The sequence below is a fragment of the Dactylosporangium maewongense genome, from assembly GCF_039531485.1.
Classification (GTDB): domain Bacteria; phylum Actinomycetota; class Actinomycetes; order Mycobacteriales; family Micromonosporaceae; genus Dactylosporangium; species Dactylosporangium maewongense.
Genome location: NZ_BAAAQD010000032.1, coordinates 99,973 through 119,414 on the forward strand (window position 1 = coordinate 99,973; position 19,442 = coordinate 119,414).

The following is a 19,442-nucleotide window of genomic DNA, read 5'->3' on the forward strand; positions in this document are numbered from 1 at the left end:
CGCGCCCCCAGGTTTGTTGTCGGGGTCGTCACCGCCACCTAGGGTGGACGTCGGCTCGGGGAGGGGCGAGACGTGACCACTGATGACAACGACCTGCCGGTATGGGCACTCGCCACCGAGGTCGTGAGCGTGCCGGACGTGCTCGGCGGCGCGGGTATGACACCGGCCCGGCTCGCAGAATTGCGAACGGCCCTGGCGACACTCGCGGATTCCCCCATCGCCACGCTGGAAGCGCATCCGATTTCGACCAGGCGCGATCGGAGCGGCGGAATTCCGCTGCACTCGGCCAGTCCGCTCGCTCAGCAGTTGTCGCAGCTCGTGACCCAGACAGCCAAGTCAGCGTCGCCGACGCTGAACGTCGCCGGCACTGGTGACGTGCTCTACCGGATGGTGGTGCCGGCCAAGGTTGCCGCACAGATGGGTAAAGGCCTTGTGAGGCCCATGGCAGCGAAGTCGATCGCAGGGGGTATTCGCGGCGCGCTGGTCGACTCCACCGGCATCGTGGCCCAACCCACGTTCGTCCCCGTTGCCGGCAAGGCCGCTGTTGCAGGTGCCGCGACCGGCTCGGCCACCACGGCTGGTGTGGCCGCGGCCGGCGCCGGAGCGTTGACCGTGGCCGCGCCGCTCGTGCTGATGGCCGTCGCGGTCGGCGTCAGCGCCTACGCTGATCACCAACGCCAGCAGGCGATCGAGCGAATCACCGACCTCCTGGAGCAGCTGCACGAGGACAACCTCGAGAGGGAACGCAGCGAGTTGGACGGTTGTCGTGACGCGATCGACAAGGCGACGTCGATTCTGCTCGACCAGGGCAGGATCGGCCTGTCGTTGGGACTGGATTCCGCGTCGTACGCGATCAGCACAGCGATCGAACGAACCAGGCGCCGGCTCATGAAATGGCAGGATGCCCTAGCTGCGCTGCCCGGTGGCCCGGTCGAGATCGGTGCGTTGACGAAATCGTTCCCCGGTGTCGACGAGGAGGGCGGCGAATTCCGCGCGCACCTGGAGCTTGCCCGGCTCGTCATCGCTCTCAAACGCCGGGTGCTCGTGCTGCAAGCAGTTGAACACGCTCAGCTGGTGGGCGCGGACAATCCGTTCAAGAGTTTCATCGGGACATTGCAGGACGACGAGCGCCGAGTCGACGAGTTGGAGTCAGGCATCGACTCGGTCCTGCTCCGGCTGTCGACGATCGAGTTGAAGCGTTACGGCGGTTTCCGGAGCATCATGTTCACGCCGGGCGAGGTCGACGACCTGCTCAAGGCCGCATATCGCCTTCGCGACCTGGGCGGTGGCCTCAACGTGGGAGCCCACCAGGCCGACGTCGCGATCGAGATCGAACGAAGCGGCGACGGATCGCTCGTGGTGTTTCCCGCAGTCGCTGCCTAGCCTCGGCTCTTTCCGTGACCGGCGGGAGCCCGGTCACGGCCTCCGATCCAGCCCCGGCCGCCACGGTCTACGCCCCGCGGCGCCGCCACCTGGTGTCCACGCCGCGGAGCTTTGGCGCCTGGACCGCGACCAACACCGACGCCGGCCGCTGCTTCCGGCAACGTCCTCAGCCTGGCGCGAGCCGAGAGCCTGGCATGAGCGAAAGGTCAGGTCTTGCCGTCCTGTTCCTGGGCGGCCTGCAGGGTGGAGGAGTGGGGGACCCAGTCGGCGAGGTGGACGGGGTGGCCGAGGGTGCGGAGCCTGGCGATGACCTCGGGGTCGTCGTCCACGACGACGGCGATCTGGGACTCGCGGGCCAGGAGGGACAGCTGGGCGGCCTTGAAGTCCTTCGCGGGGCGGCGGTCGCGGGCGGGGCGCATGAAGAGCAGGTCGGCGGGGAGGCCGGCTTGGCGGAGCCAGGCGTCGGTCACCGGGCGCAGGTGCTCGGGGCGGCCGGTGAGCCAGACGAGGACGTGGTTGGCGGCGTGCCGCAGGGCCAGCTCGACGCCCTCGGGGAGGACCGGGTCGCGGTCGGCGGCGGCGAAGAAGCGGGCCCAGTCCTTCGGGCGCTTGTCGAGGTGGCGGAGGCGGTGCCGGACGTCGGCGACCACTCCGTCGATGTCGAACACGGCGATGGCCGCGTCCCGCTGCGCTGGCGTGTCCACCGGGTCATCATGCCCGGCCGGGTGGGACGGCGTCACTTCAGAAACGGGAGACAACAGGAATTTCTGGAATGCCGGTTTCACCCCTGAGGAAGTATGCCAAGCGGACGTTTCCCCAGCTCAACGGGCGTAGTCTTCGGACCGGGCGAGGTAGGCCGCGGCAGAGCGGCCAGCAGGGGACACGGCCCAGCGTGGCGACGGCCCCACCGCGCCGATCGAAGGAGGTGTCCGCTTGATGCGGATCATGTTGGCCGGCCTCCGGGTCGCCCGAGTGGAAGCCTACGACCATGTGGCCGCCTGAGGCCGAGCGGTTCGCGGACCGGACGGCCGCGGGTCGCTTGCTCGGCACCGCCGTCGCCGCGCATCTGCGGCAGCTCGACATGACGCAGGCCCCGCTGGTGCTCGCGCTCCCCCGGGGCGGAGTCCCCGTCGGGTACGCGGTGGCGGAGACCGTCCACGCCGACTTCGACCTCATGGTCGCCCGGAAGATCGGGCTGCCGTGGCAGTCGGACCACGGGGTGGGCGCGATCGCCGAGAACGGGCCACCGGTGTTCGACCGCGGCGCGCTCGCGTGCGCCGGCCTGACCGTCAGCGACCTCGCGCCCGCGGTACAGCGGGAGCGGGTGGAGCTGCGGCGCCGGCAGGAGCGCTACCGCGGCTCGCGACCCGCGGCGGAGGTGACCGGACGCGTGGTCATCCTCGTCGACGACGGGCTCGCGACCGGGGTCACCGCGCGTGCGGCGGTCCGGGCACTGCAGACCCAGAAGCCGGCGCACATCGTGTTCGCGGCGCCGGTGTGTGCCGCGGAGTCGGTCGACCTGCTCGCCGGTGACGTCGACGCGGTCATCGACATCCACTCCCCCCGGGAGTTCCACGCTCTCGGCCTGTACTACACCGACTTCACCCCGGTCGCCGACACGGACGTCGCCGACATCTGCGCCATGGCGTGGGGCGCCATGAAGGTTGCCACGCCGGTCTGAAGGGCAACGCCCCGATACAACCAGTTCGCCGGAACGATGCGAGGACGCTCTATCCGCCGCCAGTGGGGTTTAACCCACCGGGGGCGGGTAGAGCGTCACCCCATGAGGGCGAGTCTTGCGGCAACCGTCGAGGTCCGCGGCGATGCGACCGTGGTGCACGTCGCCGGGAGCCTGGGCGTGAACACCGCGCCGGTGCTGCGCACCACCGTCCTGGAGTGCCTCGCCACGGAGCCCGCGCTCATCGTGCTCGACGTCGCGGAGCTGCGGACCCATGAGGACGTGGCGCTGACCGTGCTCCCCGCCCTCGCCCAGCACGCCGCGGCCTGGCCCGGCAGCGCGGTCAGCATGGCGGCCGCCCCCGCGCCGCTGCGGCACGCGCTGGACCGGATGGCGGTCGCGCGGCAGATCCCCCTCTTCGCGACCACCGATGCGGCGATCGCGCACGGCTGCGCCGGGGCGCCCGGCGGCGAGCCGCCCATGATGCGCGTCCGGCTCCAGCCGATGCTCGACGCGACCGCCGCGGCGCGGCACCTGGTGGACCGGGCCTGCCGGCTGTGGGGGGTGGCCCGGCTCGCCGACCTCGCCGAGCTCATCATCACCGAGCTGGTCAGCAACGGGGTGCGGCACGCGGGCACCGAGCTGGAGGTCCGCGTCAGCCTGCGCCGCCACCAGCTGCACCTGTCGGTGCGCGACGGCAGCCACGCCCTGCCCGTCCGCGGCTCGTCCGACGACACCCTCGCCGAGGGGGGCCGCGGGCTGCTCGTGGTCGAGGCGCTCACCCAGCGCTGGGGTTGCACCCCCGTCCCCGACGGCAAGGTCGTCTGGGCGTCGCTGCGGGCGTAAATCCCGCGGCCACAAAGACAAAGGCGACCTCGCGCGCGCAGGAAAGGTCACCCACGACCTCACCCTTTCACATATTCATTGGCAATTCCCCCGTGCGTACAGTGACCGGGAAAGCAATTCCGCCCGGTTCCACGACCGCACGCTCAACCGCGAATCGCTTGCTGCGCAACGCGATGGGATAGGGGGGAGTCTCCACCATGGAGACAATGCCCATATATGAAGACCGATTTGAATCGGCACTTTCACTGGAATCCTGGCGCGAAGGAGACGAGGAGATCCTGCGCCCCTCGGGAGTGCTCGACCACGCGGCGAGCCTCGACCTGCGAATCCAGCTCAACCAGCGGCTCGACGCCGGACGGGTGCACCTGACCGTCGATCTCTCGCGGCTGCGGCTGCTGGACTGCGCCGCCGCCGACACGCTGCTGCGCGCGCAGCTGGAGGCCCAGGAGCGCGGCGGCGGCCTGCGGACCCCCGGCGCGTCGGACCTGGTGCTGGACGTCCTGGAGATCATCGGGGCGGCGAAACGCCTGCGTGCGTACGACGACCCACCGGTCGGCGCCCCACCACCAGTACACGACGAGGAAGAGCCGCAGAGCCAGTGGACGACCGTCAACGAGCTGCTGCGCCAGGCGGCCACGATGGACGTCAAGGACGCCAGGCGCGGCGCGCTGCGGCAGCGGGCCATCGAGCACAGCCTGCCGCTCGCCGACCGGCTGGCCCGCCGGTTCCACGGGATGGGTGAGTCGCCCGCCGACCTCAGCCAGGTCGCCGCGCTCGGGCTGATGAAGGCGATCGACGGCTTCGACCCCGACTACGGCACCGACTTCGGCGGCTACGCGACGCCGACGATCGTCGGGGAGCTGAAGCGGTACTTCCGCGACAAGGGCTGGGGGGTGCACGTGCCCCGGCGGCTCCAGGAGCTGCGGATCGAGATCAACCGGGTGCGGGACACGCTCGGGCAGCGGCTGGGGCGCTCGCCCACGCCGCGGGACGTCGCCGACCACCTCGGTGTCGCCGAGGACCAGATCCTGGAGGCCCTGGTGGCCTCTTCGGCATACCGGCCGGTGTCGCTGTTCGCGCCGCTCGGCGGGGACGACGACGCGGGCACGCTCGCCGACGTGCTCGGCGACGACGACCGCGACATCGACGGCGTCGAGTTCCGCCAGGCGGTGAAGCCGCTGATCGCCCGCCTACCGGAGCGGGAGCGGCGGATCCTGTCGCTGCGCTTCTACGGCAACCGTACCCAGGCGCAGATCGCCGCCGACCTCGGCATCTCGCAGATGCACGTGTCGCGGTTGCTGTCTCGGACCCTGGAAGGATTACGCCGGGCGCTGCTGGACGGTTGAGATCTCGACGCGCCGGGTAGGAGGCGGCGTGTCTGAAGGGGGAATTGTGACGGAGCTCCACACGGTGGAGATCGCCGCCGTCCTGCGCCAGCTCACCGCGCGCCTGATCGCCAGCGACGACCTCGACGAGGCCCTGGAGGACCTCGTCGAGACCGCTGCCGACCTGGTGGACGGGGCGTCGTGGTGCGCGGTCACGCTGGTGCGGGCAGGGGGGCCGTCGACCGCCGCGGCGTCGCCGGAGCTGCCTGCCGAGCTCCACGACAGCCAGTACCACAGCGGCACCGGCCCGTCGATGGAGGCGATCCGCACCCGTGACCTCATCGTCAGCGCCGACCTGTCGTCGGACGATCGCTGGCCGGGGTGGCGCGAGCACGCGCTCTCGGCCGGCGTGCACGGTGTGCTGACCGTCCCTGTCGACATCGACGAGCAGGTCATCGGGGCCTTGACGGTGTACGCGGCCCAGCCCGGCCGCTTCACCCCCGACGCGGGGCTGACGGCGATGCTCATCGCCGAGCACGCCGGCCTCCTGCTCGCCGCGGTCCTCGACCGGGGCCGGCAGGCCGACCTGCATGCCGAGCTGACCGAGGCCCTGGCCGACGGCGAGACCGTCAACCGGGCCATCGGGATCATGATGGTGCAGCGGGCCTGCTCGTCGGAGGCGGCCCTGGAGGTGCTGCACGGCACCGCGAGCCGGCTCGGGCTGCCGCTCGCCACGGTCGCGCAGCGCCTGGTCGAGACGGTCGAGCGCCGCGCGACGGTGGCCTGAACCGGGTGAACATACGGCCGCACCGGCCCGCCATCCTTGGCGACACCGGTGCGGCCGAGCCCGTGCTGGTTCAGACGGTGAGGGTCCAGCTGTTCAGGTAGCCGGTGTTGCCCTTGTACGAGTCGCGCACCCGCAGCTTCCAGGTGCCGTTCTTCAGGCGGCTCGACAGGTTCACGGTGTAGGCGGCGTCGAGGTTCCTCGCCTTGTCCTTCGAGTTCGCGGCCTTGAGGCGCTTGACCGAGCCGTTCGGCGCGATCAGCTCGACCACCAGGTCGCCACGCTTGGCGTGCACGACGTGCACCTCGACGCGGGCCTTCGCCGACGCCTTGCCGGCGCAGCCGCTGACCACGACGGCGGTGGTGACGGTCCCGCGGTCGCGGATCGTCACGTCGGCCGCGTTGGTCCGCACGTTGCACGGCGCGACCGGGGCGGGCGCGGCGACCACCGCGACCGGAGGCTGGGTCACGGGCTGCTGGGTGACGGGGGCCGGACCGGCCACGGCCGGCGCCTGCAGCAGCCGGTTCGGCGAGCCGGTGCCCGGGTTGCCGACGACGTTCGCCACCGACGAGGCCAGCAGCGCGCTCTGCACCTGCGCCGCGGTCGCCGACGGGAACGCCGACAGGTACAGCGCCGCGGCGCCGGTCACGTGCGGCGACGCCATCGAGGTGCCACTCATGATCGCGGAGCCGGCGTCGCCGCTGTTGCTGGCCGAGGTGATCGCGACGCCGGGCGCGAACAGGTCGACACAGGCGCCGTAGTTGGAGAACGAGGCCCGGTTGTCGCTCGAGTCGGTCGCGCCGACCGTGATCGCCTCGCCGGTGCGGGCGGGGGAGACACCGCAGGCGTCGACGTTCTCGTTGCCGGCGGCGAGCACGTACGTGACGCCGGAGGCGATCGAGTTGCGCACCGCCTGGTCGAGCGCGGGGCTGGTGGAGCCGCCGAGGCTCATGTTGACGACCGCGGGCTTCTGCGCGTTGGCGGTCACCCAGTCGATCCCGGCGATGATCCCGGAGTAGCTGCCGGAGCCGTTGCAGTCCAGGACCCGGACGCTGACGATGTTCACGGCCTTCGCGACGCCGTAGGTGCTGCCGCCGACCGTGCCCGCGACGTGGGTGCCGTGGCCGTGGCAGTCGCTCGCGTCGGTGTCGTTGTCGACGAAGTCGTAGCCGGAGCGGGCGCGGCCACCGAACTCGCCGTGCGTCAGGCGGACGCCGGTGTCCAGCACGTACGCGGTGACGTTGGCGGCGCTGCCCTGGTAGGTGTAGGTGCCGTCGAGCGGGCGGTTCGCCTGGTCGATGCGGTCCAGCCCCCACGGCGCGCCGGCCTGGCTGCCTTCCAGCGAGACGGTGCGGTCCTGCTGCACGTACTCGACGAGCGGGTTGGCGGCGAGCCGCTTGGCGCCGCGCTCCGTCAGCTGCGCCGAGAACCCCTTCAGCGTGCTGCCGAAGGAGCGCTTGACCTGCCCGCCGAAGCGGTCGGCGAGCCGGCTGGCACTGCTGGCCGTGTCGCTCGCCGCGACCGTGTCCTTGAGGACGACGATGTACCGGTCGCGGATCGCCCCCGGCTTGCCGGCGTCACGGATCTGCCCCTCGGCCGGGGCGGCCAGCGCCGGCGTGCCGGCGGCCACGACACCGGCGACTGCGGCAACGGCGACGAAGGTGGCGCGCAGGGTGCTTCGCATCTGGCAGGACCCTCCCGAACTGGTGACGTGCTTGCTTCACCAAGGTTCGGGAGCGGCCGGTGCGGCACCGGTTCGCCGCGGGTTGCCGTGCGGTTGCTCAGTGCGAGAGGCAGTTGATGGTGGCCAGGAGGCTGTTGAGGGGACGGCCGTGGGTGAGCTTCGTGTCGGCCAGGGACAGCCCGTGCACCGACGTGGCGTGCGGCGCGTTGGCGCTGTAGAACACCACGGGCAGGTCCGCGGTCGCCTGGTGGCCGCGGAACAGGTCGAGCAGCTCGTCGCCGTCGACCCGCGGCAGGTGCAGGTCGAGCACGGCGACGTCGAAGTGCGGCTGATCCGCCGCGACGTCGAGCGCCTCCTGTGGCGTGGCGGCGGTGATCACGTGGTGACCCCCGATCTGCAACCGGATCGCGGTGGTCTCGCGGATGTCCACGTCGTCGTCGACGAGCAGCACTCGTGCCATGGCAGCAGGGTTCCCTTCCCGGCGGATCACAACCGTCCCATCGGTTGCCTCATCGGTCAGGGGACCCCGCCACGTGAACCAACTCGCGTCAGGAGCTCGACCGGCGGCGGCGCATCACGATCACGATCACCACGATGGCGATGATCACCACGACGCCGCAGCAGCAGGCGCCGATGAGGCCGCCGCCGCTGGTCTTCACCTTCGGCTTCTTCTTCGCCAGCTCGCCGGTGACTTCGAGCACCGACGGGTGGAGGTAGCTGACGACGTACGCGAACAGAGCGGTCATCCCGTCAAGGTAACCGGTTCTGTCACGCTCGAACCCAGGCCGTCGTGTCGGGTGGCAGACTCCCGTCCGCGGCCAGATCGCCGCTGGCGAGCAGGACCTCACCCGGCGGCAGCGGGGCGGGCACCTGTCCGAAGTTCGTGATCACCCGGATCCCGCCGTTGCGGAAGTCGACCAGGTCGTCCGCCGTGTTCCACTCGAGGACGCCGCGGCCCAGCTCGTACGAGCGACGCAACCGCAACGCCTCGGTGTAGAGCGACAGGGTCGAGCCCGGCACGCCGCGCTGGGCGTCGGCGGCGAAGCGGCCCCAGTCGGCGGGCTGCGGCAGCCACGACGCGGCGGTCGGCCCGAAGCCGAACGACGGCGCGTCCGCCTCCCACGGCACCGGCACCCGGCAGCCGTCGCGGCCCCGGACCTCGTGCCTGGAGCGGAACCAGGTCGGGTCCTGCCGCTCGTCGTCGGGCAGCGTCGTGTGCTCCGGCAGGCCGAGCTCCTCGCCCTGGTACACGTAGGCGGAGCCGGGCAGCGACAGCATCAGCATCGTGGCGGCGCGGGCCCGGCGCAGGCCGAGCGCCTCGTCGGGCTGCGGGTCGCCGACGCCGATCCCGCCCTGCGTGCTGTACCCCGGCTCGAAGCCGAGGCGGGACGCGTGCCGCACCACGTCGTGGTTGGACAGCACCCAGGTGCACACGGCGCCGACGGGGGCGACGCCCGCGATCGACTCGGTGATCGCGGCGCGCTGGTCGGCGGCGGTCCACGGGGCCATCAGGTAGTTGAAGTTGAACGCCTGGTGCATCTCGTCGGGGCGGATGTAGCGGGCCATCCGCTCCGCCGGCGACACCCACGCCTCGCCGACCATGATCCGGTCGCCGTCGTAGGAGTCCAGGACCCGCCGCCACTCACGGTAGATGTCGTGGACGCCGTCCTGGTCCCACATCGGCGGGGTGCGGTGCTCGGCGCCCGGGCTGGTGATCGGCACCTGCGCCTCGGTCCAGTCGGGCAGGCCGCTCTCCTTGATCAGCCCGTGCGCGACGTCGACGCGGAAGCCGTCGACGCCCCGGTCGAGCCAGAACCGCAGCACGTCGACGAACATCTGCCGGACCTCGGGCAGGTCCCAGTTGAGGTCGGGCTGGCTGGTGTCGAACAGGTGCAGGTACCACTCGCCGTCGGGGACGCGGGTCCAGGCGGGTCCGCCGAAGACGCTCTGCCAGCCGTTGGGCGGCAGCTCGCCGTCGGGGCCCAGGCCCTTGCGGAAGTGGTACCGCTCCCTCGCCTGGCTTCCCGGGCCCGCGGCGAGGGCCTCCTTGAACCACACGTGCTCGCTGGAGGTGTGGTTGGGCACCAGGTCGACGACGACCCGCAGGTTGCGGGCCTTCGCCGCGACGACCAGCGCGTCGAAGTCCGCCAGGGTGCCGAACCGGGGGTCGACGTCGCGGTAGTCGGCGACGTCATACCCCGCGTCGTGCTGCGGCGAGGGGTAGAACGGCGACATCCACAGCGCGTCGACACCCAGCTCGGCGAGGTGGTCGAGGCGCGACGTGATGCCGCGGAGGTCTCCCATACCGTCGCCGTCCGCGTCCGCGAACGAGCGTGGGTAGACCTGATAGATCACGGCATCGCGCCACCAGACCAGCGAACTCACCCCTTGACTCCTCCGGCCAGCAGGCCGCGTACGAAATATCTCTGCAGCGACAGGAACACGATGATCGGGATGACCATCGAGACGAACGCCCCGGAGGTCAGCCGCTGCCAGTCGTTGCCCCGGGTGCCGGCCAGCTCGGCGAGCCGCACCGTCAGCGGACGGGTGTCCGGCCCGGACGTGAACACCAGACCCACCAGTAGATCATTCCAGATCCACAGGAACTGGAAGATCGTGAGGGAGGCGAGCGCCGGCGTGATGAGCGGCAGCACGACGCGCCGGAACGTCATCGCCGGGCCGGCACCGTCGACCCTGGCCGCCTCGAACAGGTCCTTCGGCAGCTCCGACATGAAGTTGTGCAGCAGGAACACGCCGAGCGGCAGGCCGAAGCAGGTGTGCGCGAACCACACGGCGAAGAAGCCGCCGCCCCACTTGGTGTAGTCGCCCAGCAGCTGCAGCAGCGGGATGAGCGCCATCTGCAGCGGCACGATCTGCAGCGTGAACACGCCGACGAAGATCCAGTCCCGGCCGCGGAAGTTGAGCCAGGACAGCGCGTAGGCGGCCATCGCCGCCAGGCTGACCGAGAACACCACGGCCGGCACGGTGATGACCAGCGAGTTGATGAAATAGCTGGCCAGCCGGCCGGAGCTCGCCGAGGTGCCGAAGACGACCTCGTTGTAGTTCTCCAGGGTCAGGCTGGGGTTGCTGAAGAACTTCCACCAGCCCGTGGTCTTGATGTCCTCCTCGGGCCGCAGCGACGAGACGAACAGCCCGAACGTCGGGATCGTCCAGACGATCGCGATCACGATCGCCACGGCGCTGGCCACGCGGGAGGTCAGCTTGCGGCGGACCCGGGCGGCCATCGTGTCCTCGCCGCCGTGCCCGCTCCTGGGCAGGGGGCCGGTCTCGGCCTTCCTCAGGTTCGCGGCCTGGTTCGTGGCTTTGTTCTTGTCCTCGTTCTTGTCGAGGGAAACGTCGCTCATCGGATCTCCGCTCGCTTCCGCAGCTGCCGGACCTGGTAGGCGACGACCGGCACGACGAGCAGGAACAGCACGACGGCGAGCGCGGCACCGCGCCCCTCACCGCTGGGGTCGTCACTGAGCCGGAAGGCCTGGTTGTACATCTCGAAGGCGAGCACGCTGCTCTTGAAGTTGCCGTTGGTCGACGTCCGGACGATGTCGAAGACCTTCAGCGTGGCGATGGTGATGGTGATGGTGACCACCACGACCGCCGGCCGGATGCTCGGCATCGTGACCTTCCAGAACATCTGCCACGGGTTGGCGCCGTCGAGCTTGGCCGCCTCGACGATCTCGGCCGGGATCGCCTTGATCGCGGCGGACAGGATGACCATCGCGAAGCCCGCCTGGATCCAGATCATCATGACGATCATGTAGAACGTGTTGCTCGGCGAGCTGGTGAGGAACTGCTGGGGTTCCATGCCGAACCACACGAGGATCTGGTTCAGCAGGCCGATCTGCTCCTGGTCCGCCTCGCGGAACGCGTAGATGAACTTCCAGATGATCGTGGCGCCGACGAGCGAGATCGCCATCGGCATGAAGATGAGCGACTTGGCGATGCCCTCGCCGCGGGCCTTGTCGACCAGCACGGCGTAGATCAGGCCGAACGCGGTCGCGAGCAGCGGCACGCACACCACCCAGAACAGGGTGTTGCGCAGCATGATCAGTGTGTCGTCGTTGGTGACGATCCAGCTGTAGTTGTCCAGCCCCACGAACGAGCCGCGGGAGTTGTTGTAGAACGACAGCGTGACCGTGCGGACCAGCGGGTAGAGCAGCCCGACACCGAGCAGGACGAGCGCCGGGCCGAGGAAGCCCAGCATCTGCAGCCGTTCCTTGCCCTTCCCCCATCTGGGCAGGATGTCGAGCACGAACAGCAGGCCGCCGACCACGGCGATGAAGGCGCCGATGAACAGCAGAGCCGGCCAGATCTTGGCGATGTCTTCGGAGAAGTCATATTCCATGGGGGTGTCCTCCGACCGGCCGGCACCGGCGCCGCTGCGCTGGCTTCCGCCTACGCCTGCGAGCGCCGGTGCCGGACCTCAGTTCACTACTTGGGCCAGGTGCTTTCGATGTAGTCCAGCGTCGCCTTGGTGTCCTTGGTGCCGTTGATCCAGTCGGTCATGCCGGTCCAGAAGGACTTCGAGCCGACCGCGGCGGGCATCAGGTCCGAGCCGTCGAACCGGGCCACGGTGGCCGGGTCCTGCAGGATCTTCACCGACAGCTGGTCGATCGTGCCCTTGACCAGGCTGACGTCCAGGTTCTTGTTGGCCGAGATCCAGTCACCGAGCTTGGCCTTGCTGTTGGCCCACTCGGCGGAGGCGAGGTAGGTCTGCACCTTGACGACCTCTTCGCGGTCGGAGAACGCGGAGACGAACTCGCCGGCGACCAGGACGGGCTTGCCCTTGGAGGGGTCCACGGCCGGGAAGTAGAAGGCGAAGACGTCGCCGTCCTCGGCCACGTTCGTGCCCTTCGCCCACTGGTTGGAGTAGAAGTTGGCCTGGCGGTGCAGACCGCACTTCTTGTCCTTGACCGGCAGGCCACCCTCCTGGAACGAGGTGGTCACGATGGTCTTCGGGTTGCCCACGTACTTGGGGTTCTTCAGGATCGACGCGGTCCGCTCGGCGGCCGAGACGATGCGCGGGTCGTTGAACGGGATCGTGTGGTTGACCCACTGGTCGTACACGTCCGGACCCTGGTCGCGCAGGACGATGTCCTCGATCCAGTCGGTGGCCGGCCAGCCGGTCGCGTCACCGGACTCGATGCCCGCGCACCACGCCTTGATGCCGGTCGCAGCGATGTCGTCGGAGAGCTTGATCATCTCATCCCACGTGGTGGGGATCTTGTAGCCCTTCTCCTTGAACAGCTGCGGCGAGTACCACACCAGCGACTTCACGTTCGCGCCCAGCGGCACGCCGTAGACCTTGCCGTTGACGGTGGCGTACTTGGCCCAGTCCTTCGACCAGTTCTTGTCGAGGTTGGCCTTCACCGGCGCGGGCAGCTCCTTGAGCTGGTTCTTCGTCGCGAACGAGGCCAGCAGGCCCGGCTGCGGGAAGACCGCGATGTCCGGCGGCTGACCTCCGTCGGCGCGCACCTTGATCTGGGTCTCGAACTCGCCGGACCCCTCGTAGTCGATCTTGATGTTGGTGCACTCTTCGAACTGCTTCCACGAATCCGTCAGCTTGGTGGCCTCGGCGTCGCGGATCGTCGCATAGATCGAGACGGTCTTCTTCTTGTCGACCTTGTATTGCGCGTAGGGCGCGCACTCGGGCTTGTCGGCGTTGGATGTGCCGGTGTCGCCGGCATCGTCGCCGCAAGCGGCGGCGATGAGTGCCAGCGCGGCCACACCGGCGAGCGCGAACGCCCGACGCCGCCTCGAAAGGACAGCCATGGTTAGCCTCCTTTGGCTAGACCCGGTCCGGGCGAACAGCTCCGCCCACGTACCGGTGTGCTGTGTCCCTCGGATGTAAGCGTTTGCAAGGTCGGTTTGTCGAGCCCTTCGGGACTATTGATCGATAACGAGTTAGCAACACGGTGGACACATTGCCTTTGCCGTCAGTGTTGCTAGCCTCCCCGTGTGGCCGACGTTCCCGTGCCCGTGAGCATGGAGGACGTGGCCCGGCTGGCCGGGGTCTCCACCGCCACCGTGTCACGCACCCTCCGAGGGCTGCCCAACGTCTCCGACGAGACGCGCGACCGCGTGCTGCACGCCGCGGCGTCGCTGTCGTACGTCGTCTCACCGATCGCCTCCCGCCTCGCCAGCGGCCGCACCCACACCGTCGGGGTGATCGTCCCGTACGCCGCCCGCTGGTTCTTCGGGCAGATCGTCGCCGGCGCCGAGTCCGTGCTGCGCGAGCACGACCTCGACCTGCTGCTGTACAACCTCGGCGACGCCGCGGCCAGGCAACGCTTCTTCGGCCAGCTCCCGCTGCGCCGCCGCGTCGACGCCGTCCTCGTGGTCGCCATGCAGTTCAGCGACCCCGAGATCGCCGACCTGCGCAGCCTCGGTGTCCCGATCGTCGCCGTCGGCCACGACGTGCCCGGCGCCGGCTGCGTCCGTATCGACGACGTCGCCGCCGCCTCCTCCGCCGTCCAGCACCTCCTCGGCCTCGGCCACCGCCGCATCGGCATGATCTCCACCTACGCCGACCAGGCGATGTTCCTTCCCGTCGCGCACGAGCGCCGCCGCGCCTACCTCGACACCCTCACCGCCGCCGGCGTGCCCTTCTGCGAAGAGCTCGTCATGTCCGTCCCGCACGGCCTCGACGGCGGCGAACAGGCCATGCGCCGCCTCCTCGCCCTCCCCGACCCACCCACCGCCGTCTTCGCCGAGTCGGACGAACTGGCCTTCGGCGCCCTCTCGGCCCTGCGCCGCACCGGCCGCCACGTCTCGGTCATCGGCTTCGACGACCACGAGCTGAGCGCCCTCCTCGACCTCACCACCGTCCGCCAGCGCGTCTTCGAGCAGGGCGTCCTCGCCGCCGGCATGCTCCGCCGCGCCATGACCGTCAGTGACTGGACCCCCGAAGAGCTCCTCATGCCCACCACCCTCGTCCTACGGGCCTCTACCTGGCCCGTTGCGGTTAGGACTGCACGGACCGGGTAGCTCGCGGGCCGTTGGATTTCCTTCGGGAGTACCTCAGGGGGTTAGTGACATGACCGAGATGCCGGTTACCTGGGAGCAGCCGGACGACGAGCTCGAGGACCTGATCGGCCCCGACACCGACCTGTTGGAACAGGAGCCGGAGCAACCTACACCGACGGACTTCTTCTGGGAGGACGACGAGGAGTAACGCAGCGCACAGGCCGGACGGGGGTATCTCGTTTTTGGGGCGCGCGAAGGGCGTGCTAGAGTTTCCTCCGTTCAGCCAGGCGCCGCTAGCTCAACTGGCAGAGCAGCAGACTCTTAATCTGCGGGTTGTAGGTTCAAGTCCTACGCGGCGTACAGCACCAAAGGCCCAGGCCACGGCACTCCTGCCGGACCTGGGCCTTTCGCATTGCTGAGCCGTGCCGCCACCGGCCCGGCGGCCAGCAGGCCCCGCCACCGCGGCACGCGAACCGGGCCGCGAAGGCCCGGCGCCCGGACGCCGGCCGGCGTGATCCCGACTCCAGGGTGTCACCGCCCTGCGGCGCGCCCGAGCCTCCGCCGGCGAATTCAGGTGAGGCTGTGCGGCCTTCAGCACGAAGCCGGCCACGACGGCCGTGGCCAGTTTCTGTCCACAGTAGACGCCACGGCTCAGGGGGCCGGGGTGAGCTGGGTGGTCAGCAGCGTCTGGAGGGCGGGGGCGGGCATGGGGCGGGCGAAGAGGAAGCCCTGGGCGTAGCCGCAGTCGAGCTCGCGGAGCGCGGCGGCCTGCTCGTCGGTCTCGACGCCCTCGGCGACGGGCTGGAGGTACAGGCTGCGGGCCAGCTCGACCACGGCGCGGAAGAGGGCCTTCTCCTGGCGGTCGGCGACGCGGGAGACGAAGGCGCGGTCGATCTTCAGGACGTCGATGGGGAGGGTGCGCAGGTAGGCCAGGGAGGAGTAGCCGGTGCCGAAGTCGTCGATGGCGATGCGGATGCCGTGGGCGCGGAGGCGGGCGAGGCGGCGGCTGACGGCCTCGGTCTCCTCGACGGTGGCGGTGACCAGGACGGTCTCGGTGATCTCCAGGACCAGGGCGGCGCCGGGCAGGCCGGTGCGCTTGAGGGTGGCGAGGACGTCGTCGGCGAAGGAGGGGGCGCGCAGCTGGCGGCCGGAGACGTTGACGGTGACGGAGATGCCGTGCGTGGCGTGCCAGGCGCGGGCGTCGGTGCAGGCGCGCTCCAGGACCCAGGCGCCGAGCCGGCCGATCAGCCCGGTCTCCTCGGCGACGGGCACGAACCGGGCCGGCGAGACGGCCGTGCCGTCGGGGGTGGTGAAGCGCAGGAGGGCCTCGACGGCGGCGACCCGGCCGGTGTGGATGTCGACGACGGGCTGGTAGTGCACGGCGAAGCCCCCCGTGCCGGCAACTGTGCCGGCGACTGTGCCGTCGACCGCGGCGCGGAGCTGGTCGGCGAGGGCGGCATGCGCGAGGTGGGCGGCGCGCAGCTTCGGGTCGTAGCGCTCGGCACGGTTGCGGCCGGCGTCCTTCGCGGCGTAGAGGGCCAGGTCGGCGTTCTGCAGCGCCTCGCCGGTGCTGGCGGGGGAGCCGGAGTAGACGCCGACGCTGGCGGTGAGACGCAGCTCGCGGCCGTCGACGAGGTACGGGCACGCCAGGTCGGCGACGCACCGGGCGGCGAGGTCGTCGAGGCCGGCCAGGTCGGGGGAGACGACCGCGAACTCGTCGCCGCCGAGCCGGGCGAGCAGGTCGTCGGGGCCGGCGAGGGCGCGCAGCCGGGCGGTCGCCTGCAGCAGCAGCTCGTCGCCGGCGGGGTGGCCGAGGGTGTCGTTGACGTCCTTGAAGCCGTCGAGGTCGACGATGAGCAGCCCGATGCCGGCCTCGGCGGCGATGCCGGCCTGGAGCCGGGTGCGGAACTCCTCCCGGTTGGCCAGGCCGGTCAGCACGTCGTGCTGGGCGCGGAACGCCAGCTCCCGCTGCAGGGAGGTGCGCTCCCGTAGTGCCCGGCCGAGGCGCAGCACCATCAGCACCATGAGCACCGCGGTGAGCGCGGCCGGGACGAGGGCGTGCGACCACGAGCCGGCGCCGCGGTGCAGGGCGATGTCGGCGATGAGGACGGCGGGTCCGAGCACCGCCAGGGCGATGAAGCCGCCGATCGGGGTGGCGCTCTCGTCGGTGGTGCGGGCGCTCCCGCCCACGTCGCGGATGCCGGGGTGCAGGCACGCCGCGGCGAGCAGGAAGCTCCACGTGAGCCATCCGACGGAGGTCACGGAGCTGACGACCGCGCCGCCGCGGCCCCACACGTACATGACGACGTAACAGGCGTCGGTGAGGAGCATCGCCGCGGTCGAGGCGATGAGCAGGCCGGACGCGACACCGGGGCGGACCGCGAACGCGACCCGCAGCAGCATCGACACGACCAGCAGGTCGCAGACGGCGAGGCCGGTGATGCCGGCGGTGGACGCCTGGTCGAGGCCGGCCCGGGACAGCAGCGGATACAGCACGAACGCCCACGCCGGCTGCGCCATGCCGATGAGCGCGATGGCGGCGTCGAGCAGCCGCGTCGAGGACCATGGCCGCAGGCGGCGGGCGAGCAGCCACAGCGCGACGCCGGTCAGCGGGTAGCACAGCAGGTAGCCCGCCTCGGCCTCCGGCGACAGCGCGGGGGCCGCGGTCGTGACGGCGGTCGTGACGGTGGAGGTGCCGACGCCGGCGACCAGCAGCCAGTACACGGCGGCGGGGTCCGGCCGGTGCCGGCGCAGCCCGGCCACGGCGGCGCCGAAGCAGGCGGCCTGCACCGCGACCCAGAACACGCCGAAGCCTTCCGGGTGCGCGGCGGCGGCCACGGCGGACGCCACGGCGGCGCACGTCAAGAACCACAGCCAGATCCTCACGCTTCCATTCAGCAGGATACGGGGTGCGGGCAGGTTGCACCCTTGGGTGCGAATGGCGAGCGAAGCGCTTTCTGCCCTAATTGCGCGGCCTATAGTCCTTTTTGTGGATACCGGCAGGCGTGGCGACCGGACGACCCGCCTGCTCCTGTTTGCGGCCGTCCTGCTGCTCGCCTCCGGCGTGGTCGCCGGTGGCGTGACGGCCTGGAGCTGGTGGGGCCGGGTCCGCGCCGTCCACGCCGCGCAGGAGCGGCTCGCCGCCGAGTGGGCCTCACCGGCCCGGCGGTCCGACGCGGCCGTGGCCGCCGCCGCGGGAGCCGCCGGCCGGCGCCCGCCGGCCCCGATGGCGCTCGCGGGCGAGCCGCGCGGCGATGGCGGTCCGGTGGCGGTGCTGCACGTACCGACGCTGCGGTTGAAGCTCTTCGTGGTCGAAGGGTCCGACGACGCGCACCTCATGCTCGGCCCCGGCCACATCCCCGGCACCGCCGCGTTCGGCGAGACCGGCAACGCGGGCATCGCCGGGCACCGCTACCCGGGCGTCTTCTGGGACCTCGGCGAGCTGGAGGTCAGCGCGCCGGTCGTGGTCGAGACCCGCGACACCTGGCTCGTCTACCGGGTCGTCGAGGCGCGCGTGGTGCGGCCGGAGCAGAGCGAGGTGCTCGCGCCGCCCGCGCCCGGCGCTGGGCCGCTGCTCACCCTCGTCACCTGCGAGCCGAAGCTCAGCACGTCGCGCCGGCTGATCCGGCAGGCCACCCTGGTGCGCCGCGATCCGGTGGACGGTCCACGCCCGGCAGAGCTGCAATACCCTACGTGACGGTCTGCTTACCGTAGCGCCACGAATCTCCTTGACCGGCACCCGAACGTGCCGATTGTCCCTGTGAGTTCGGCCGGTTCCGGGGTGCTTCGCCGGGCCGTGGCCCGACGCGTGGTTTGTCCCGGTGAGGGCTGAAGGGAGCCTGGCCGTGAGCGACTTGGGTGACATCGTTCAGGAGTTTCTCGTCGAGTCACACGAGAACCTGGACCAGCTGGACCGGGACCTGGTGGCGCTCGAAGCGGCACCGGGATCGCGGGAGCTGCTGTCGTCGATCTTCCGCACCATCCACACGATCAAGGGCACCTCGGGCTTCCTGGCGTTCAACCGCCTGGAGAAGGTGACCCACGTCGGCGAGTCGCTCCTGTCCCGCCTCAGGGACGGTGCGCAGGGCATGACGCCGTCGACGACCGACGCGCTGCTGCGGATGGTCGACACGGTCCGCGGGCTGCTGTCGGAGATCGAGGAGCACGGGCAGGAGCTCGAGGGCGACGACTCGGGCGTGATCGCCGCGGTGAACGCCTGTATCACCGACGGGTCGGCGCCCGCTCCCGCTGCCGCCGTTCCCGCTGCCGCCGCTCCCGCTCCCGCCCCCGCTGCCGCCGTCCCCGCGCCTGACGCCGTGCCGCCGGCCGTGTCGGGCACCGTCGTCGACCCGACGCCGGCCGTCGAGGTCGTGGTGGTCGAGCCGGTGGTCGTCGTCGAGGCCGCCCCTGCCCCGACCCCCGCCGCCCCTGCTCCCGCCCCCGCACCGGCTGCCGCTGCTCCCGCGCCCGCCGCGGCCGTGCCCGCTGCTGTGCCCGCCGCCGCGCCTGCCGCCGCGCCGGCGCCCGCTGCCGCCGCGGCGCCGCCGTCCGGGGTGAAGCCGCCGGTGGGGAAGGCCGGCCCGGTCCCGGGTGGGGAAGTCGCGGCCGACGAAGCGGTGTCGAAGCGGAGTGTTGCGGATCAGTCGATCCGGGTGGATGTGGATCTGCTGGACAAGTTGATGAATCTGGTGGGGGAGTTGGTGTTGACCCGGAATCAGTTGATCCGGGCGATCGGTTCGGTGGCGGATCCGGCGATGACGC

General features: G+C 70.8%; 18 protein-coding genes and 1 tRNA gene. 10 read left to right on the forward strand and 9 right to left on the reverse strand.

Annotated elements, in window-relative coordinates:
* The first annotated feature begins 72 nt into the window (after positions 1–72).
* Positions 73–1,383 (forward strand): hypothetical protein, encoded by a 1,311-nt coding sequence (locus tag ABD332_RS49990; protein WP_344512411.1) that lies wholly within the window; start codon positions 73–75, stop codon positions 1,381–1,383.
* A gap of 206 nt (positions 1,384–1,589) precedes the next feature.
* On the opposite strand, the gene ABD332_RS49995 is transcribed toward ABD332_RS49990, so the two are convergent.
* A complete protein-coding gene (locus ABD332_RS49995; RefSeq protein WP_344512413.1) occupies positions 1,590–2,087 on the reverse strand; it encodes a phosphatase domain-containing protein in 498 nt (165 codons plus the stop codon).
* A gap of 284 nt (positions 2,088–2,371) precedes the next feature.
* Between ABD332_RS49995 and ABD332_RS50000 the strand changes: the two genes are divergently transcribed.
* The 4 genes from ABD332_RS50000 (at position 2,372) to ABD332_RS50015 (ending at position 6,019) form a co-directional block, all read left to right on the forward strand.
* Entirely contained in the window at positions 2,372–3,064 is a 693-nt protein-coding gene (locus ABD332_RS50000; RefSeq protein WP_344512415.1) for a phosphoribosyltransferase, read from the forward strand.
* 102 nt (positions 3,065–3,166) lie between these two features.
* Positions 3,167–3,907 (forward strand): ATP-binding protein, encoded by a 741-nt coding sequence (locus tag ABD332_RS50005; RefSeq protein ID WP_344512417.1) that lies wholly within the window; start codon positions 3,167–3,169, stop codon positions 3,905–3,907.
* Between the two features lie 206 nt (positions 3,908–4,113).
* The gene (locus ABD332_RS50010; protein WP_344512419.1) at positions 4,114–5,253 is read left to right on the forward strand and encodes a SigB/SigF/SigG family RNA polymerase sigma factor; all 1,140 of its coding nucleotides are present in this window, start codon (positions 4,114–4,116) and stop codon (positions 5,251–5,253) included.
* A 46-nt stretch (positions 5,254–5,299) separates the two neighbouring features.
* Positions 5,300–6,019, forward strand: a complete 720-nt coding sequence (locus ABD332_RS50015; RefSeq protein WP_344512421.1) for a GAF and ANTAR domain-containing protein — start codon at positions 5,300–5,302, stop codon at positions 6,017–6,019.
* A gap of 70 nt (positions 6,020–6,089) precedes the next feature.
* On the opposite strand, the gene ABD332_RS50020 is transcribed toward ABD332_RS50015, so the two are convergent.
* From ABD332_RS50020 to ABD332_RS50050, 7 genes are all read right to left on the reverse strand, one after another.
* Positions 6,090–7,700, reverse strand: a complete 1,611-nt coding sequence (locus ABD332_RS50020; RefSeq protein ID WP_344512423.1) for a S8 family peptidase — start codon at positions 7,698–7,700, stop codon at positions 6,090–6,092.
* A gap of 97 nt (positions 7,701–7,797) precedes the next feature.
* A complete protein-coding gene (locus ABD332_RS50025; protein WP_344512425.1) occupies positions 7,798–8,160 on the reverse strand; it encodes a response regulator in 363 nt (120 codons plus the stop codon).
* 88 nt (positions 8,161–8,248) lie between these two features.
* Entirely contained in the window at positions 8,249–8,446 is a 198-nt protein-coding gene (locus ABD332_RS50030; RefSeq protein WP_344512427.1) for a hypothetical protein, read from the reverse strand.
* Positions 8,447–8,468: 22 nt separating this feature from the next.
* Entirely contained in the window at positions 8,469–10,085 is a 1,617-nt protein-coding gene (locus tag ABD332_RS50035) for a glycoside hydrolase family 13 protein (protein ID WP_344512429.1), read from the reverse strand.
* On the reverse strand, positions 10,082–10,945 hold the full coding sequence (locus ABD332_RS50040; RefSeq protein WP_344512447.1) for a carbohydrate ABC transporter permease: 864 nt from the start codon (positions 10,943–10,945) through the stop codon (positions 10,082–10,084). Before ABD332_RS50040 ends, ABD332_RS50035 begins: the two co-directional genes overlap by 4 nt.
* A gap of 116 nt (positions 10,946–11,061) precedes the next feature.
* Positions 11,062–12,060, reverse strand: a complete 999-nt coding sequence (locus ABD332_RS50045) for a carbohydrate ABC transporter permease (protein ID WP_344512431.1) — start codon at positions 12,058–12,060, stop codon at positions 11,062–11,064.
* An 86-nt stretch (positions 12,061–12,146) separates the two neighbouring features.
* On the reverse strand, positions 12,147–13,487 hold the full coding sequence (locus ABD332_RS50050) for an ABC transporter substrate-binding protein (protein WP_344512432.1): 1,341 nt from the start codon (positions 13,485–13,487) through the stop codon (positions 12,147–12,149).
* A gap of 186 nt (positions 13,488–13,673) precedes the next feature.
* Here ABD332_RS50050 and ABD332_RS50055 point away from each other — a divergent pair, with 186 nt between their 5' ends.
* The 3 genes from ABD332_RS50055 (at position 13,674) to ABD332_RS50065 (ending at position 15,041) form a co-directional block, all read left to right on the forward strand.
* Positions 13,674–14,702 carry a LacI family DNA-binding transcriptional regulator gene (locus tag ABD332_RS50055; protein ID WP_344512433.1) on the forward strand — a complete coding sequence of 343 codons (1,029 nt, stop codon included), beginning with the start codon at positions 13,674–13,676 and terminating at the stop codon, positions 14,700–14,702.
* A gap of 49 nt (positions 14,703–14,751) precedes the next feature.
* Entirely contained in the window at positions 14,752–14,889 is a 138-nt protein-coding gene (locus ABD332_RS50060; RefSeq protein ID WP_344512435.1) for a hypothetical protein, read from the forward strand.
* 79 nt (positions 14,890–14,968) lie between these two features.
* Positions 14,969–15,041, forward strand: a tRNA-Lys gene (locus ABD332_RS50065).
* 291 nt (positions 15,042–15,332) lie between these two features.
* Here the strand turns inward: ABD332_RS50065 and ABD332_RS50070 are convergent.
* Entirely contained in the window at positions 15,333–17,567 is a 2,235-nt protein-coding gene (locus tag ABD332_RS50070; RefSeq protein WP_344512436.1) for a putative bifunctional diguanylate cyclase/phosphodiesterase, read from the reverse strand.
* Between the two features lie 103 nt (positions 17,568–17,670).
* On the opposite strand from ABD332_RS50070, the gene ABD332_RS50075 reads away from it, so the two are divergent.
* Both ABD332_RS50075 and ABD332_RS50080 read left to right on the forward strand, forming a co-directional pair.
* Positions 17,671–18,378 (forward strand): class E sortase, encoded by a 708-nt coding sequence (locus tag ABD332_RS50075; RefSeq protein ID WP_344512437.1) that lies wholly within the window; start codon positions 17,671–17,673, stop codon positions 18,376–18,378.
* A 148-nt stretch (positions 18,379–18,526) separates the two neighbouring features.
* Positions 18,527–19,442 (forward strand): Hpt domain-containing protein (locus tag ABD332_RS50080; protein ID WP_344512438.1); only part of this gene is annotated, 916 nt, incomplete at its 3' end.